15 protein-coding genes are annotated in these 17,147 nt (G+C 58.4%); 13 read left to right on the top strand and 2 right to left on the bottom strand.

Going from position 1 to position 17,147, the window contains the following annotated elements; translation table 11 throughout:
- The first annotated feature begins 131 nt into the window (after window positions 1–131).
- From ACR3FB_RS08225 to ACR3FB_RS08195, 7 genes are all read left to right on the top strand, one after another.
- Window positions 132–1,217 (top strand): AI-2E family transporter, encoded by a 1,086-nt coding sequence (locus tag ACR3FB_RS08225; protein ID WP_480564764.1) that lies wholly within the window; start codon window positions 132–134, stop codon window positions 1,215–1,217.
- A gap of 166 nt (window positions 1,218–1,383) precedes the next feature.
- The gene (locus ACR3FB_RS08220) at window positions 1,384–2,361 is read left to right on the top strand and encodes an AAA family ATPase (protein ID WP_480564767.1); all 978 of its coding nucleotides are present in this window, start codon (window positions 1,384–1,386) and stop codon (window positions 2,359–2,361) included.
- Window positions 2,362–2,381: 20 nt separating this feature from the next.
- Entirely contained in the window at window positions 2,382–3,329 is a 948-nt protein-coding gene (locus ACR3FB_RS08215) for a DUF58 domain-containing protein (protein ID WP_480564770.1), read from the top strand.
- Window positions 3,326–3,799 (top strand): DUF4381 domain-containing protein, encoded by a 474-nt coding sequence (locus ACR3FB_RS08210; RefSeq protein WP_480564773.1) that lies wholly within the window; start codon window positions 3,326–3,328, stop codon window positions 3,797–3,799. Before ACR3FB_RS08215 ends, ACR3FB_RS08210 begins: the two co-directional genes overlap by 4 nt.
- The gene (locus ACR3FB_RS08205) at window positions 3,796–4,782 is read left to right on the top strand and encodes a vWA domain-containing protein (RefSeq protein ID WP_480565553.1); all 987 of its coding nucleotides are present in this window, start codon (window positions 3,796–3,798) and stop codon (window positions 4,780–4,782) included. The genes ACR3FB_RS08210 and ACR3FB_RS08205 overlap by 4 nt, the downstream gene beginning before the upstream one ends.
- Before the next feature lie 197 nt (window positions 4,783–4,979).
- Entirely contained in the window at window positions 4,980–6,281 is a 1,302-nt protein-coding gene (locus tag ACR3FB_RS08200) for a VWA domain-containing protein (protein WP_480565551.1), read from the top strand.
- The gene (locus ACR3FB_RS08195) at window positions 6,278–7,501 is read left to right on the top strand and encodes a hypothetical protein (protein WP_480564782.1); all 1,224 of its coding nucleotides are present in this window, start codon (window positions 6,278–6,280) and stop codon (window positions 7,499–7,501) included. Before ACR3FB_RS08200 ends, ACR3FB_RS08195 begins: the two co-directional genes overlap by 4 nt.
- Before the next feature lies 1 nt (window position 7,502).
- On the opposite strand, the gene ACR3FB_RS08190 is transcribed toward ACR3FB_RS08195, so the two are convergent.
- Window positions 7,503–8,183 carry a Crp/Fnr family transcriptional regulator gene (locus ACR3FB_RS08190; protein WP_170373655.1) on the bottom strand — a complete coding sequence of 227 codons (681 nt, stop codon included), beginning with the start codon at window positions 8,181–8,183 and terminating at the stop codon, window positions 7,503–7,505.
- A gap of 198 nt (window positions 8,184–8,381) precedes the next feature.
- Between ACR3FB_RS08190 and ACR3FB_RS08185 the strand changes: the two genes are divergently transcribed.
- The 3 genes from ACR3FB_RS08185 (at window position 8,382) to cls (ending at window position 12,476) form a co-directional block, all read left to right on the top strand.
- The gene (locus tag ACR3FB_RS08185) at window positions 8,382–9,992 is read left to right on the top strand and encodes an arylsulfatase (protein ID WP_247748279.1); all 1,611 of its coding nucleotides are present in this window, start codon (window positions 8,382–8,384) and stop codon (window positions 9,990–9,992) included.
- A gap of 73 nt (window positions 9,993–10,065) precedes the next feature.
- Entirely contained in the window at window positions 10,066–11,040 is a 975-nt protein-coding gene (locus tag ACR3FB_RS08180) for an HAD family hydrolase (protein WP_480564785.1), read from the top strand.
- 23 nt (window positions 11,041–11,063) lie between these two features.
- Window positions 11,064–12,476, top strand: coding sequence for a cardiolipin synthase (gene cls, locus ACR3FB_RS08175; protein WP_170665166.1), 1,413 nt, complete (start codon window positions 11,064–11,066; stop codon window positions 12,474–12,476).
- Here cls and ACR3FB_RS08170 read toward each other — a convergent pair.
- Complete coding sequence (locus tag ACR3FB_RS08170; protein ID WP_170373652.1) at window positions 12,473–12,907, bottom strand: potassium channel family protein; 435 nt, start codon at window positions 12,905–12,907, stop codon at window positions 12,473–12,475. The genes cls and ACR3FB_RS08170 overlap by 4 nt on opposite strands.
- A gap of 159 nt (window positions 12,908–13,066) precedes the next feature.
- Between ACR3FB_RS08170 and ACR3FB_RS08165 the strand changes: the two genes are divergently transcribed.
- Genes ACR3FB_RS08165 through ACR3FB_RS08155 form a run of 3 tightly spaced genes read left to right on the top strand, consistent with a single transcriptional unit; the run spans window position 13,067 to window position 17,146 of the window.
- Window positions 13,067–13,714: an ABC transporter ATP-binding protein gene (locus ACR3FB_RS08165; protein WP_480564788.1), complete on the top strand. Its 648-nt coding sequence runs from the start codon at window positions 13,067–13,069 to the stop codon at window positions 13,712–13,714.
- Window positions 13,711–16,116, top strand: a complete 2,406-nt coding sequence (locus ACR3FB_RS08160) for an FtsX-like permease family protein (protein WP_480564791.1) — start codon at window positions 13,711–13,713, stop codon at window positions 16,114–16,116. The genes ACR3FB_RS08165 and ACR3FB_RS08160 overlap by 4 nt, the downstream gene beginning before the upstream one ends.
- The gene (locus tag ACR3FB_RS08155) at window positions 16,106–17,146 is read left to right on the top strand and encodes a lipocalin-like domain-containing protein (RefSeq protein WP_480564794.1); all 1,041 of its coding nucleotides are present in this window, start codon (window positions 16,106–16,108) and stop codon (window positions 17,144–17,146) included. The genes ACR3FB_RS08160 and ACR3FB_RS08155 overlap by 11 nt, the downstream gene beginning before the upstream one ends.
- Window position 17,147: the final 1 nt, after the last annotated feature.

The following is a 17,147-nucleotide window of genomic DNA, read 5'->3' as shown; positions in this document are numbered from 1 at the left end:
CTAACCTGCGTACCCTACAGGTAGAAGCCACCCAAGCGGAAAATCAATCATATAAATAATTGAGCGCATTGCATAAACTCTTTGCCCTGTGCAGGATCGTGCTAAGCAACTTTTGCCAAACTGGTTTGCACATGCCTCTGGACCCGAACACAACCACGGACGTACCCCGCGCCACACTGCCTGTGGTGCGTGACACCTGTATTGTCGCAACCCTTGTGGTTTTGGGGTTATACGCCGGGGCCGCATTCCTGATCCCGTTGACCATGGCTCTGCTGGTCAACGTGCTGATCATCGCGCTGAGCGACTGGATCGCCGCTCTGACACGTGTCCCCGTCTGGCTCGCCAACATCGCAGGCGTCACCGTCGTTCTGGCTGGCCTGTTCATGATCATGTATATCCTCGGCAGTCAGGCCACCCAATTCGCCCGCACCGTCGGCACCTATGAGGAGCAATTCGACAATGCCGTGAACCGCGTCGCCGGATTGGTCGGCAGCGACGTGACGCGTTTTATCCGGGATAATCTGGTCAGCATCGACATGTCCTATGTCGCCCGCATCCTACTGGGCAGCGCGACATCGTTGCTGAACCAGTTCTTCCTGATCAGCCTCTATGTTGCGTTTCTGATGGCCGAGCGTCTGGCGTTTCGAAAGAAGATCCAGATGGCCGCCGGCAACCCTCAGACTGGTCGAGAATTCGCGGCCATGCTGGATGCGATCTCATTCAGTCTGCAGCGCTATGTCGGGGTCAAAACCCTGATCAGCCTGATCACTGCTGGCATCAGCTACAGCATTTTTCGCTTGCTGGGCCTTGAATATGCCGAGACATGGGCCGTGCTGACCTTTGCGCTGAACTTCATCCCCTCGATCGGGTCGATAATTGCCGTCATCTTCCCCGCGATGATCGCCCTGGTACAATTCGAAAGCATCGCTCCGTTTCTGGTGGTGGTTCTGGGTTGCGGCACCATCCAGTTCCTGATCGGCAATTTCCTCGATCCGGCGTTGCTGGGTCGGTCGCTGAACATGTCGACTTTTCTGGTCATCCTTGCCCTGATGTTCTGGACCACCGTATGGGGCCTGATCGGAGCCTTCTTGAGCGTCCCCCTGACCGTCTGTATCTTGATCGTCTTCAGCCACATTCCCGCGCTGAGGCCTGTTGCGATCCTGATGTCTCTGGATGGCAGGCTTGGAGATGAAAGCAACGGCGCGGTTTCCGGCTAGCTCTGCCACCGCGCGAAAACAATCAAATATAAGGAAGTTGGAATTCCTGTTGGTCTGCGTGGTATAGCGCTGATAACATGTTCTCATTACTTGAAAATCCCGAATCCGGGCCTTTGCGGGCACTAGTCTGCATGGTCTGCCTTTCGGGCCGTAACGGGGTATTTTTATGAGCGCACTCAATCAGATCATGGATCTCAGATCCCGCATGGCGCAGTCGATCATTGGACAGACCGAGGTGATTGATCGCCTTTTGATCGGTCTTCTGGCCAACGGCAACCTGCTGATCGAAGGGCTTCCGGGTCTGGCAAAAACGCGCGCGGTCAAGGCCATGGCCAAGAACATGGACGCTCAGTTCAGCCGCATTCAGTTTACGCCGGACCTGCTGCCCTCGGACGTGACCGGGACCGAGATTTATCAGCAGACGGACAAAGGCAGCGAATTCAAATTTGAACCCGGCCCCATCTTTGCCAACATCGTCCTCGCCGACGAGATCAACCGTGCGCCCGCCAAGGTTCAGGCCGCTCTGCTTGAGGCGATGGAAGAACGGCAGGTCACCGTGTCCGGCACCACCCACAAGATGGAGCCGCTGTTCATCGTCATGGCCACCCAGAACCCGATCGAGCAAGAGGGCACCTACCCTCTGCCCGAGGCGCAGATGGACCGGTTTCTGATGCATGTGCAGATCACCTACCCTCCGGTCGAGGATGAGGTTGAGGTCATCCGCCTCGTACGTGGCGAGGACATTGCCGCAGGCAAAGATGCCCCCAAAGAGCATCCGCCAGCGATCCCGCAAGACGCGGTCTTTGACGCACGATCTGAGATCGGACAGATTCACGTTTCGGATGCGATGGACCGCTACATGGCCGATATCGTGCAGGCCACCCGCACACCCGAAGCACTCAGCCCCGAACTGGCAAGTTGGATCGAGATCGGCGCCAGCCCCCGCGCCTCACTTGCGTTGGACAAATGCGGGCGCACACATGCGTGGATGAACGAACGCGACTATGTCGACCCCGCCGATATCCGCGCCATCGCCCATGATGTGCTGCGCCATCGCGTGACCCTCAGCTTCGAGGCGCAAGGATCCGGCAAATCCGCAGATGACGTGATCGCCGAGCTGTTGCGTTTGGTTGCATTGCCCTGACCCTTAAGGATACCGGCCGCATGAGTCAGACTGCGCCATATTCCAAAGACCCGCGCATTCATGTGGATGCCGACCAGCTTGTGCGTCTTGGCCCCCGCGCCCGAGCGCTCAGCCTGTTGCCCCGTCAACCTGCGCGGTCGATCCTGAACGGCCGCCATGCCTCGCGCCTGCGCGGACGTGGCCTGAATTTTGAAGAACTGCGCGGCTATCTGCCCGGTGACGACATCCGGACCATCGACTGGAAGGTTACCGCCCGCACCGGAGACCCTCATGTTAGGGTCTATACCGAAGAGCGCGACCGCCCGGCCCTATTGCTGGTCGATCAGCGTGTTTCGATGTTCTTTGGAACCGTCGCCTATATGAAATCCGTCATCGCCGCCGAGGCCGCAGCGATTGCAGCGCATCGCGTATTGGGCCAGGGAGACCGCGTAGGCGGCCTCGTCTTCAGCGACACCCGCGTGGCCGAACATCGCCCTCAGCGCCGCGCGACCGCCCTGACGCGATTGTTGTCTTCCATAGCGGCGGCCAACTCCGCGCTGCATGCGGGCCTGACGCCGAAACCGACAGTATCATTGAACGATATGCTGACCGAAGCAGCGCGCGTCTGCCAGACTAGCGGCTTGATCTGTTTATTCTCGGACTGCGACGGGCTGGATGACCGGTCGGAAGCCCTGCTCCGCCGTCTTGCAGCGTCGAACGATCTGATTGTGTTCAACATTGCCGATCCGACATCGCGCAGCTTGACGCCTGATCTCAAATTGACCGTCTCGGACGGGAATGCGCAGATTGAAATTGACAGCTCCGATCCCGAGCTTTCCGCGAAAATCCGCGCCTCCATGGAGGACCGCCTTTCGCAGCTCCACAAATGGTCGCGCCGATACGGGTTCCCTGTGGTTCCCCTGACAACCTCGGAACCGGCACTGGATCAGTTGCTGCGCTTGTTCGGACATGGCGGAGCACGGCTATGAGCATCGACACCACCGGGAAATCTCTGGTCGATTTACTGAACATGCTCGAACCCGCGCCCGAGCCTTCGCCCATTTCTATGACGCCCCAAACATGGGGTTGGGCTGCTTTGGCGATCTTGTTGCTGATCGTCTTGTTCGTCGCGGTCTCGGTCGTTCGTAAACATAGACGCGCAAACGCCTATCGACGGGCTGCTCTGGCAGAGCTGTCGGTGCCAGACATCCCTTCCGCAAAGATCGCCGAGGTGCTACGGCGGGCGGCTTTGGCCGCATACCCGAGGGACCAGGTCGCAGGTCTATATGGTGACGAGTGGATCAAGTTTCTAAACCAATCCTCTGATATGCCACATTTAAACCAAGCATTGAGCCATGCGCTGACCGAAGCGCCGTACAAGACAACACCCTCGAACGAAGACCTCAGGCAAATGGCCCGGCACTGGGTCAAGTCTCACAAACCGTATCGGAGCGCATGATGTTTTCCTTCGCCGCTCCTTGGATCTTTCTCCTGCTGCCGTTACCCGCAGCCGTGTTTTTCCTCGCTCCACCTCGGCGTGAGAAGACGGCTTCGGTTCGCATTCCCTTCTTTCGCCGCGTCGCGCAAGCCGCTGGTGTTGAGCCAAAATCCGGCTCCGTGATCCGCAACCGCGCCAGACTGCAAACAGCCAGTGTCATCGTTATTTGGGCGCTTTTAGTTCTGGCCCTCGCCAGGCCGGAGCGTTTGGGCGAGCCTATAGTGATCGAGAAGTCCGCCCGAGATGTTGTTCTTGCCTTAGACATCTCAGGCTCGATGGATCAGCGCGATTTTGAGACTGACACTGGCGCGCCGATGCAACGGCTGGACGCTGTCAAAGGCGTCTTGAAACAGTTCATTGCCGAACGCGATGGCGACCGGATGGCCCTGATCATCTTTGGCACTCGCGCATTCATTCAGGCCCCCTTCACCGAAGACCTCCATAGTTTGAATGGGTTCCTGGATCAAACTCAAGTCGGCATGGCCGGTCCAAACACGGCGCTCGGCGATGCGATTGGCCTTGGAATACGCACGTTCGAGTCCAGCGAAGTGGATCAGCGCCTGATGATCGTTCTCAGCGATGGGGCCGATACGTCAAGCCGCATGACGCCGGTAAACGCCTCAGCCATTGCTGCCGAGAAAAACGTGGTCATCTACACGATCGGGGTCGGAGATCCGAACGCCTCGGGCGAAGATCGCGTCGACCTGCAGGCCCTGCAAGACATAGCTGACCGAACGGGCGGAGAGTATTTCTTTGCCGACGACACAGCAGCTTTGGCGCAGACCTACGCCCGCATTGATGAGTTGAACCCGCGAACCGTTGAAACCCAAAGCTATCGCCCCCGTCAAAGCTTGTCCCATATTCCTTTGCTGCTGGCGCTGATGACCATTCTGATCAGCACAACCGGGTTCCATTTCTCCCACCGAAAGAAGGGAGTGAGCTGACAATGGACTTAACGGATTTCCATTTTATTCGAGTGTATTACCTAATACTCCTCATCCCTATGGCGTTCCTATGGTGGCGGATCAGACCCAAGCCCTCTCGTCAATCGGCTCATACTGCAGGGATCGCGCCACATCTTGCTGCCGCTCTGCAATTGGGCGCGGAGGAGAACCGTCGAATTCATCCCATAGACGTTGCCATGATCATCGCCACGCTCATCACCTTCGCGGCGGCGGGGCCGACGTGGTCGCGCGCACCCAATCCGCTGATCGCGGATACTGCGCCGCTGGTGATCGCTCTTAAAGTCAACGAAAGTATGGAGACCACCGATCTTGCGCCGTCGCGCCTGGACCGGGCCAAGTTCAAAATCGCCGACCTGATCACCGAACGCGCTGGAGCACGCACCGCCCTGATCGCCTATGCCGGTACCCCACACCGCGTCGCGCCTCTGACCGAAGACGCCAACATTCTGCGCCCGTTGCTTGAGGGGCTGACGCCAGCCGTGATGCCCAAACAAGGTGATGCCGCCGCTGATGCCCTGACGCTGGCGCAATCCATTTTGGACGAAAGCGAGAGCCCGGGGGCAGTTTTGTTCGTTCTGGACGATCTCGATCCATCTCAGGTTCCTGCTCTAAGCACCTCAACCCATGAACTTTTTTTCCTGGCCATGCTGCCCGACGGCGACCGGATTGCGCAGTTGGGAAATGTCCAAGATGCTTCGACTGTTGCGTTCACGGATGACGACCGGGATATCTCTCGGCTGCAACGCCAGATTCAGTCGGCCTATACCGCAGCCCTGGACGATGACGATCGGCTGGACTGGCAAGACAAGGGTTGGATGCTGGCCTGGCCCGCCGCGCTGCTGTCGCTTTTGTGGTTCCGCAAGGGTTGGGTGATCCGATGGGCGTTTTTGGCGCTGTTCGTCCTTCCGCCCTCTGGCGCGCGTGCCGAGGGATTGCATGATTGGTTCCTGACACCGGATCAGCAGGGGCAAATTGCGATGAACCAGAAGCGGTTTGGAGACGCGGCCCAACTGTTTGAGGACCCATATCACAAGGGCTATGCGTATCTAAAAGACGGTCAATATGAACAGGCCTCTGAGATTTTCACCGGTTTGAACACGGCCGAGGCCGCTTTTGCCGAAGGTATGGCCCGTATCCGAAATCGCGAATACCGCCCGGCAATTGCAGCGTTTGAAACCGCTCTGGAACGTCGCCCGGATTGGCCAGAGGCGCAACATAACCTTGAGGTCTCCAAGGCCATCTTGGACTATGTCGAAACGACCCGGGAACAGTCTGACACGGGCGAGGAAGCTGGCATCGGCGCAGACGATACGGTGTTCGACAATGACGACGCGCGCGGTAGCGAAACCACGGTTCAAGCACCCAAGGACGGACCGCAAACGCTGAATGCGGAGCAATGGATCAGCACCATTGATACCGACATGCAGGATTTTTTGCGCAACCGCTTTCTTTTGGAAAATCAGGTGCGAACGGAATGAGATACGCGCTCCTCTTCATTCTTCTCTTCCCCGTTTCCGTCTTCGCGCAAGGCAACGAAGAAACCGCTCCGCAGATCACGGTGGAGGCTCCGGAAGAGCCCGTCATCGTCGGCCAACCAGCGATTGTTCGGATCAAGGTTCTGGTGCCGACTTTCATGCCGCAACCGCCGGAATTTCCCTCTCTGGAACAACAGAACCTCTTGGTACGCCTTCCCGAACGGGCCTCGGGGCCGGTCAGTGAGACCGTGAACGGAGAGACTTGGTCGGGTGTTCAGCGTAGCTATAGGGTGTATCCGTTGATCGCCGGCGACATCACCTTCGATGCGCAAACGGTTGCGGTGACCTATGCCGATCCCAACACAAGTGCCCCGGTTCAAGCCACGGTCGACCTGCCTCCGGTCAAGATAACGGCCGAAATTCCGGCTGGCGCAGAAGGTCTTGATCCGTTGATCATCGCAACTGGGTTTACCCTTGAGCAGAAACTCGAAGGCCCGACCGACATGCAAGCCGGTGACGCCATCACGCGCGAATTGACTGCGCGTATCTCTGGCACAACGCCGCTGTTGATCCCGGTTCTGACACCGCGACAGCAAAGCCCGCTGTTGCGCGCCTATCCCAAAGAACCCCGGATTTCAGAATCCGAGGAACGTGGCGTGTTGTCCGGCCAACGTCAGGAAGAGGTCGTTTATATCGCGCAGCAAGAAGGTGAAGCGCAGTTGCCCGAGGTTTCCATCGACTGGTTCAACCTGCAGACCAACCAGATCGAAACAGCCTCAGTTCCCGCGACGGACTTGACGCTTGCGCCACCGAAATGGCAGCCGCCCAGTCTGGACGAAGTTCTGAAGTTCGCTGCGTTCGCCGCAATCACCCTTTTCGCGTTTGGTGCTTTGTGGCGTTTTCTTTCCCCAGGCATCCGCGATTTGAGAGAGGCACGCCGTGATCGCTATCTGGCGTCGCCGAGATTTGCGGTGGACGCCTTGAAGACCGCCGTTCAAGCGCATGATTTAAATGCCACTTATACCGCATTGGAGCTTTGGAGATCGCGTGGCGGCGACTCTAAGAATGCAGCCAAGCTAGAGGACTGCCTGACCCGTATCGGCGCTGCACGGTATTCGGAACGAGATCAAACGGAAGATTGGAGTTCCGCCTTGCAAAGCCTGACTTCGCTGCAAGACGCGGCAGCGCGCGACAAGGATGCTTTGCCTCCACTCAACCCCTAAATCAACTCTGGCAATTGGCAATCAGTTTGCTGCGGTCGATCAGGCGCAGTCGCCCATAGCCGAGCTCGACCAGTCCCAGATCCACCAGACGATGCAGATTGCGATGCAAGGTCGGCTGAGAAACCGCAACCATCGCGGCCAGCTCCTCTTGCGATACGATGATCCATCCGTCGGCTTTCGCGGCCCCTTCGTCCAGATGCAACAGACGCAAAACGAGGCGTTTCTCGGTGCCCGTTACGGCAAGATTGGCCATGATGCGCAGGGAGGTTTTCATGTTCTCGCGCGTCAAGGCGTAGAAATCGCGGATGTATTCCGGGTTGTCTTGAACCAGCCTCTCGACCCGTGAGGTGGGAAAGAACAAGGCCCGGGTTTTTTGGGTCGCCATCACACTGATCAGACGTCGCGCTTCGGCGAACAGCGCCAAATCACCAACCCAAAACCCGCGTCCATCGCGATGAACGACAAATTCCTGCCCGTCATCGGCCGGGGCGGTGATCTGAACAGCGCCGCTGAGAACCGCGTGAATTCCATTTGCTTCATCGCCGTAGAGATAAAGCGTTTCCCCCGCATCAAAGGTTTTTCGAACGGCGCAGGTCATAAGATCGCTTTGAAATTTGTGGCCGCGCGCGCCAAACCAATCTGACTGTGTCAGGGTGCGGATATCCTCATCGACATCAAACATTAGTATCTTTCAAAGCGATCATATGATAAGTTTTCGATACGTTTCATAGCCTAATCTAGTTCTGTTCGATTCTCGGACCAATAGATAGTTTTTTGTCCGACAATCAACACTTTGCTCGCGGTCTTTTCCTTAAGTCGGCCGCTGCCATTAACGATAAAATTACCGGGCCATTAATTCCCGTTTACTGAGGAGTACTACATGTCACCTCCACGAATGATTGCTAACAATTGGCGCAGTGCGGTGCGCAGGGTCGCTGTTGCCACCGTAGCCGTTGCCCTTGCTCTGCCGGCTTGGGCGCAGGATCAAAAGCCCAATATTCTTGTGATATGGGGCGATGACATTGGTCAGTCGAATATCTCGGCCTACACGATGGGCCTAATGGGATATCAGACACCCAATATCGACCGCGTCGCCAAAGAAGGCATGATCTTCACCGACTATTACGGTGAGCAGTCCTGCACCGCGGGCAGGTCCTCCTACATCATGGGTCAGTCCGTGTTCCGGACCGGTTTGTCCAAGGTTGGACTTCCCGGTGCTGATCTGGGAATGCAGGTCGAGGATCCGACCATTCCCGGCCTGCTCAAAGACCATGGCTATGTGACGGGTCAGTTCGGTAAGAACCATCTGGGTGACAAAGATGAACATCTGCCAACAAACCACGGATTTGATGAGTTTTTCGGGAATCTTTACCACCTGAATGCCGAGGAAGAACCGGAAAACGAAGACTATCCCGGTGATCGCGTGTTGGCCGATGGTCGCACCTTCCGCGAAGCGTATGGCCCACGTGGCGTGATCAAATCCAAATCCGATGGCACGATCGAGGACACCGGTCCTCTGACCCGCAAGCGCATGGAAACCGTGGATGATGAGACCGTGGCCGCCGCCATCGACTTCATCACTCGCGCGCACGAGCAGGGTCAGCCCTTCTATGTCTGGTGGAACGGTACTCGTATGCACTTCCGGACCCACGTCAAGGACGAGATGCGCACCAAGGCCAACGAAATCTCGGGTCGTGTGGCCGATGAGTACACCGCAGGCATGATTGAACATGACATGCATGTCGGGCAACTGCTCGATTTGCTGGACGAGCTTGGCATCGCCGACAACACGATCGTTCACTACTCCACCGACAACGGTCCTCACATGAACACGTGGCCAGATGCCGCCGCAACGCCATTCTGGGGTGAGAAGAATACCAACTGGGAAGGCGGATGGCGTGTGCCCTCGATGGTGCGCTGGCCGGGCCAGATTGAGGCCGGTTCTGTCACCAACGAGATCGTTCACCATATGGACTGGCTGCCCACCTACCTTGCAGTTGCCGGCGATCCGGACATAAAGGAAAAGCTGAAAGCGGGCTATAGCTCGTCTGGTATGGGCCGTGACTACAAGGTGCATCTGGATGGCTACAATATCCTGCCCTTGCTGACCGGTGAGTCCACCGAAAGCCCCCGGAAAGAGATCTTCTACTTCTCGGATGATGGCGACCTGACGGCGCTTCGTTTTGAGGACTGGAAGCTGATCTTCCTGGAGCAGAAAGCATGGGCAACCCTGCGCGCCTGGATCGAACCCTGGACCGAGCTGCGCATCCCGTTGATCATCAACCTGCGCCGCGACCCGTATGAGCGCGCATACCGGACCTCGAACACATACTATGACTGGCTGTTGGATCGGGCCTATTTCCTGGTTCCCGCCCAGCAGTATGTCGGTACGTTCCTGAGCACGTTTGAGGAATTCCCACCGCGCCAGAAAGCGGCAAGCTTCAACCTGGATCAGGTTATGGAGAAGCTGACAACGCCGACCAACAACTAAAACTGGCGTTCAAATATACCGGGCCGCCCGTCATGGGGCGGCCCTTTTCCATTCCAAAACCACCGAGAATTTCATGAAACACGCTGTTCTAGGCGCCCTTTTGTCCGTCGCCCCTTTTTCATTGTTGGCGGACCCTCTGCCCAGTTGGACGCAAAGTGAATCGAAGGCGGCGATTGTAGAGTTTGTCGAGGCCGTGACCGACCCTGACGGCCCGGATTATGTCACCCCTGCGGACCGGGTTGCGGTCTTTGACAATGACGGCACGCTTTGGGCAGAACAGCCTGTCTATTTCCAGTTCATCTTTGCTATGGATCGGCTGGCCGAGTTGGCTGAGCAGGACCCAGGCATCCTGGCCACTCCGACCTTGAAAGCTGCCGCAGAGGGTGATCTTGCTACCATCCTAGAAGGCGGTCACGACGCGTTGATCGAGGTCGTCAACGCCTCGCATTCCGGCGTCAGCGTCGAGGCGTTTCAGGCCGCGGTAGCCGATTGGCTGGACAATACGCAGCACCCCGATACCGGTTTACCCTTTGATCAGATGACCTACCAACCAATGGTCGAGTTGTTGCGCTATCTGCGTGATGAGGGGTTCACGACGTACATTGTCTCGGGCGGCGGTCTTCATTTCATGCGCGTCTTTGCCGAACAGGCCTATGGCATCCCGCCTGAACAGATCCTTGGCACTTATGGCACCACTAGCTATGCGCAGGTCGATGGCGTTCCGACCATCGTCAAGGAACCGGGGATCGCCTTTATCGACGACAAGGAGGGCAAGCCGATCAACATCGAACGCAACCTCGGCAAACGTCCCATTCTGGCCGGAGGGAACTCGGACGGCGATTTCGCCATGATGGAGTGGACCACGGCCGGTGATGGTCCGCGTCTGGGGGTCCTTGTCCACCACACGGATGCGGAACGGGAATGGGCTTACGATCGCGAAAGCCCGATTGGTCGCTTGGTCGATGGGCTGGATAAAGGCCCCGACATGGGTTGGGTCATTGTGGATATGGCGCAGGACTGGTCTCGCATCTACACTGGCGCTAACTAACCTGCGCCGGAGGCCCTAAGCCCATGTGGACATTGCTTGTTTCTGCCCTCGTTTTTTGTCTCTACGTGACAGCAGGCGTGTTCTCGCTACGCGCGGCGCAGACCGCGCGTACCCCTCAGGGGGCTGTGGGCTGGGTGGTCTTCCTTATCTCGGCCCCCTTCTTTGCGGTGCCAATGTATCTGTTTCTCGGCCACCACCGCTTTCGCGGCTACCGCATCGCGCGGCAGGAAAGCGAGCGCGTCGTCGAAGGCATCAAGACCTTTGCCGACTATTCGAAACCCGATCCCTCGACCATGACACTCAACCCGCGCCCGTTCGAGGTTCTGGCCCACCTGCCCGTCTCGCGTGGGAACGGGGCTGAGTTGCTGGTCGATGGGCAGGCCACGTTTGATGCGATTTTCAAGGCCATTGACGCCGCTAAAAACTACATCCTGATTCAGTTCTACATCGTCCGGGATGATACTCTTGGGCAAGAGCTGCAGAAAAAGCTGATCGCCGCGGCCAAGCGCGGGGTACACGTTCGGTTCATGACGGATGCCGTCGGCAGCTACGGCCTTCCTCCCACATATCTGGAAACGATGCGCGAGGCTGGGATAGATGTAGCCGACCCCAAAGAACAACGTGGCCCGAACTTCCGGTTTCAGCTGAACTATCGCAATCACCGCAAAACGGTAATCATTGATGGCGAAACCGGATTCATCGGCGGCCACAATGTAGGGGTCGAGTATCTGGGCCAAAGCGAGCGTTTCGGCCATTGGCGAGATACCCACCTGAAAATGACCGGCCACATCGTGCGGCAGCTACAGCTGATTTTCTGCGAAGACTGGCACTGGGCGCGCGATGAGGATCTGATTGACCACCTTGATTGGGCAGGAAGCGAGGCCGAGCAGGACATGAACGCCCTATTGGTGGCAACCGGGCCGGGAGATGACACCGAAACCGGTGCCATGCTGTTCTTTGCTGCGATCGCAGAGGCCAAGGAAAGGCTGTGGATCGCCTCGCCCTATTTCGTGCCGGACATCGATATCATGACCGCCCTGCAGCACGCGGCCATGCGCGGGGTCGACGTCCGTATTCTTTTACCAGACGTGATCGACCACCGCCTGCCCTGGCTGGCCGCCTTCGCCTATTTCGATGAAATCCGAGACTGCGGCGTGCGGGTGTTCCGCTACACTGACGGGTTCATGCATCAAAAAGCGTTTGTGGTCGACGATGCCCTGGCTGCGGTTGGAACGACAAATCTGGACAACCGCTCATTCCGGCTGAATTTTGAGGCGATGGCGCTGTTCTTCGACCCACGCGCGGCGGAAGCCGTCAGTGAGATGCTCTCAGCCGATTTCGAGAACTGCTATGAGCTAACGCGATCCATGCCCCAGCAACCAGCCCATATCCGTTTTGGTGCCCCTCTGGCGCGGCTCTTTGCCCCTATTCTTTAAGAGAAAATTCGGTCCTGAAATACGCGCGTCATCATGGCAACCATGTAAGCGGTCGACAGGCCAAAGGCCAACAGCCCCGCCACAGAAGCGAAAGACCCGAAAATCCGAAGTGCCTCACCCAGAACAATGTCGCCGTAGCCCAGGGTCGTGAAGGTCACCAAGGAAAAGTAAATCGCGGTGTTCCAATCCGGCAGAACGTCGAGCAACACCCAGACGATCGCCCAAATCCAAACCTGAATGGTGTGGATCGCGACAATGAAAACGAGAGCCACCGCAATCGGCATCGCCGTGCCCATAAACACGCCTCTCTTTTCCAGATTGGTTTCCATCTTCATGATCACCACGGTACACCATGTCAAAAGCAGGATTTCGACCAGAAAACAAAGGCCCAGAAACGTGCTTCCCCAGACAATCTGATGTAGCAAGGTCATGTTTTTACGTCCTGAATCAAGCTGCGGTAAGGTCGTCTCAGCATGACCTTTGCGGCCCGCAAGCACAAGGGCACAGGCCGATGTCAGATATCAAGACCCAGTCGGCACTGGACAGCGGGTCAAACAGTTGCACATCTAGGACGAAAAGCGAGGCGGATCATGCTGTTGTCGATTGAACATGTTCACAAGACCTATCCCGGTGGACGGCCTGTGCTGCAGGATGTTTCGCTGTCGCTGGACCACGGCCAAACCTTGGCGCTAACCGGTGAAAGCGGCAGTGGCAAATCCACCCTGCTGAACCTTTCGGCTGCGCTGGATCATTTTGATGCCGGAGAGATCACGCTGGACGGTATTGCTCTGTCACATCTGGATGATGCCGGGCGCGCCGGGCTACGACGGAAACACGTCTCGCTGGTATTTCAGCAGTTCAACCTGATCCCATCGCTGACGGTCGCCCAGAACCTGTCCTTCCACGCGCGGTTGGCTGAGTGCCACGACCCCGAATGGGAGGTTCATCTAGCTGATCGCCTCGGCCTAAGTGATCTTCTGTGCCGCTTCCCTGAGCGACTGTCCGGCGGTCAACAACAACGCGTCGCCATAGGGCGCGCGATGGCCGTCAGACCCAACTTACTGCTCGCGGATGAGCCAACGGGAAATCTGGATGAAACCGCCAGTGCGGCCGTTCTGGATCTGATGCTGTCCCTCGTGACTGAGTCAGGTGCCGCGCTGCTATTGGTGACGCATTCGCAAGATATCGCAGGCCAACTGGATCGCAGAGTTCATCTGGCAGGCGGGCGTATTCAATGACGGCTGCCATAATACAGGCGCTGTTATCTCATTGGCGAAGCCATTGGTTGCAGCTTGCAACGCTTCTAATTGGGATCGCGTTGGCAACCGGGCTTTGGTCGGCGGTTCAGGCGATCAATGCTGAGGCCCGCGCCAGCTACGCCCGTGCCAATGCGCAGCTTGCCCTCGGCCAGTTTGATGAGCTGCGCGATCCTTCGGGCGGGATCCCTTTGGCCCGCTATGCCGACCTGCGCCGCGCCGGTTGGCAGGTCGCAGCGGTGCTCGAGGGGCCCTATCGCATCCACGGCCGAACGCTGCGCGTGTTAGGCGTCGACATGGTCGCCTATCCGGCCCTCCCTGCGATCACCGAGGCTGAGGCCGAAACGGATCCCGCTGATATCCTGACGGCGCCAGGTCGCTTGCTGGCCTCGGCTGAGTTGGCCACCCTATTGCAGGCACAAGACGATCTGCCGCAGGTCCTGATCACAACCGAACTTCCACCCGATGTCATACTGACCGACATTGGAGTTGCCGAAACCTTGCTCGAGGCGCCCGGTCAGATCTCTCGCCTTGTCGTTCTACCGAACCAACCTCGCTCGGTCCCTCCACTGTCCGAAATCGCGCCAGAGTTGGAGCGGGTCAGCCCCGCCTCACAAGTCGATACCGCGCAGCTGACCGACAGTTTCCACCTGAACCTGACCGCGTTTGGAATGCTGTCCTTTGCCGTGGGGCTGTTCATCGTGAACGGCACGGTTGGTCTGGCCTTTGCACAGCGTCGCGGCATGATCCGAACGTTGCGGGCGCTTGGTGTCTCGATGCGGCGGCTGGTCTGGTTGATCCTGGCTGAGCTGACCCTGCTGGCCCTGATCGGAGGCATCATCGGCTTGATCCTAGGCTTCTTCCTCGCCGGAGCGCTTTTACCAGATGTGGCCGCCACATTGCGCGGCCTCTACGGCGCACCTGTGACCGGGCAATTGACCCTCCAACCCGCATGGGCGTTGGCCGGATTAGGAATGGCGCTCGGAGGCACTCTGATCGCGAGCGCACAAGCCCTTTGGCGCCTGTCACGAATGCCGTTATTGGCTGGCCCGGGCGTGCAGGCCTGGCGCGGAAGCGGGCAAGGCCAACGGCTAGCGGCCTACTGCGGCTTGGCGCTGCTTGTCTTCGGGGGCCTCGCTTACACCACGGTCGGAGGCCTCCTCGGCGGTTTCGCACTATTGGCGGGCCTGTTGACGGGGGCGGCCTTGCTGTTGCCGATTAGCCTGTCTGTAGCGCTAAACCTCTGCGCCCGTCGCGCCCACGGCCCGGTGGCGCAATGGGTCTGGGCAGACATGCGCGCGCAACTGCCCGGTCTGTCGCTCGCATTGATGGCCCTACTGCTGGCCCTCGCGGCGAATATCGGCGTGGGAACGATGGTCTCCAGCTTCCGCCTCACCTTTGTCGGCTGGCTGGATCAACGACTAACCTCCGAGCTTTACCTGACCGCCGAAAGCGACCAACAAGGGCGTGAGATCACCCAGTGGCTAGAGCCGCAAGTCACAGCTACCCTCCCCATCCGCAACGTGGAACTGGCGCATGAAACCGGGCCGTTGTTCCTGTATGGCGTGGTCGACGACCCGACCTACCGCCAGTATTGGCCATTGATCGCGCGCACAGATGATAGTTGGGATCGGGTCATGTCGGGTGATGCGGTTTTGATAAACGAACAGCTTGCACGACGCGCCGACCTTTGGCCCGGTGACGTGCTACGCCTTGGTCCGAACCACCAACTGCCAGTCGCAGGGGTTTACTCGGACTATGGCAACCCGACCGGGCAAGCGATTGTTTCGATGGCGCAACTGGACCAAATCGCACCGGGGCAAGAGGCGCGCCGGTTCGGCATTCGGCTCGACCCAAACCGCGCGACCGAGTTGGCGCAAACCCTGCGCGAGCGGTTCGATCTTGCGCCTCAGGCCGTCGTTCAACAGGCCGCGATGAAAGCCCAATCGCGCGCGATTTTTGAAAAGACCTTTGTAGTTACCTCGGCCCTCAATGTCCTAACGCTTGGAGTTGCCGGGTTTGCCATCCTCACCAGCCTCCTGACACTTTGGACGCAGCGTCTGCCCCAGATCGCCCCGGTTTGGGCGCTTGGACTAGACCGCGCGCAGTTGGCGCGGCTGGAGCTATCGCGCAGCGCCATTCTGGCCGCGATGACGGCTTGCCTTGCGCTTCCGCTTGGGCTGGTCCTCGCATGGGTGCTGCTGGCCGTAATCAATGTCGAGGCCTTCGGCTGGCGGCTGCCCATGTATGTCTTCCCATGGGACTGGCTGGTTCTCTTCCTGCTGACCCTCGTTGCCGCGCTGGCCGCGGCCGCCCTGCCCGCCCTGCGTCTGCTACGGCTGCCACCAGCCGACTTGCTGAGAGTATTTGCCAATGAACGCTAAGGCCATTTTTATAACCCTGTTGCTTCTTTTTCCCCTCGGTGCCTTGGCTCAGGGGTATGCAGGGCTTGGCGGTTCCGCCGAAGGATTCGAAGTCCCTCAGCGCGGCTACATGTTCGAATTCCCCGCAGATCATGGCCCTCATCCCGCGTATCGGATCGAATGGTGGTATTTGACGGCTAATCTGAAAGGCGACGACGGGAAGGACTATGGCATTCAATGGACCTTGTTCCGATCAGCCCTGAAACCCTTTGAAACCGAAGGCTGGCAGAGCCCTCAGATCTGGATGGGCCATGCGGCCGTCACCACGCCCGAACGCCATTTCTTTGCGGAACGCCTGTCGCGCGGTGGCGTAGGTCAAGCCGGTGTCATCGCCGAACCATTCGCGGCGTGGATTGACGAATGGCGGATGAGTGGACCTGACTTTGATACTCTGTCCCTGACGGCCAATGGCGCAGATTTTGGCTATGCCCTTGCGCTAAAAGCCCAAGGGCCGTTGGTCTTTCATGGGGACGATGGCTATTCGGTAAAATCCGCCGACGGACAGGCGAGCTACTACTACTCGCAACCGTTCTACACAGTCGAGGGCACATTACACCTGCCGGACCGGGACGTCACGGTCACCGGTCAGGCGTGGTTGGATCGTGAGTGGTCCTCGCAACCGCTGGCCGAGGACCAGAGTGGTTGGGATTGGTTCTCGCTCAGCTTCGACACCGGCGAGAAGCTGATGGGTTTTCGCCTGCGCGGCGATCGTCAGGACTATACGGCCGCCACCTGGATCAACGCGGATGGCAGCACGCGGGCGTTGCCCGACGGGTCCGCCTCCTTCACGCCGCTTGAAACCGCACCGGTTGCCGGGCGAGACGTGCCGATACGCTGGAACGTCTCACTGCCGGATTATGACTTGGATGTTGAGGTCGCGGCCCTGATCCCCGATGCGTGGATGGGAACGCGATTTGAGTACTGGGAAGGTCCGGTTACCGTCTCAGGCAGCCACGCCGGGCGCGGCTATTTGGAGATGACCGGATACTGAT

The sequence above is a fragment of the Ruegeria sp. AO1 genome (assembly GCF_056535985.1).
Note: the sequence above shows the minus strand (reverse complement) of the source record. Positions and strands in the feature narration are given on the sequence as shown.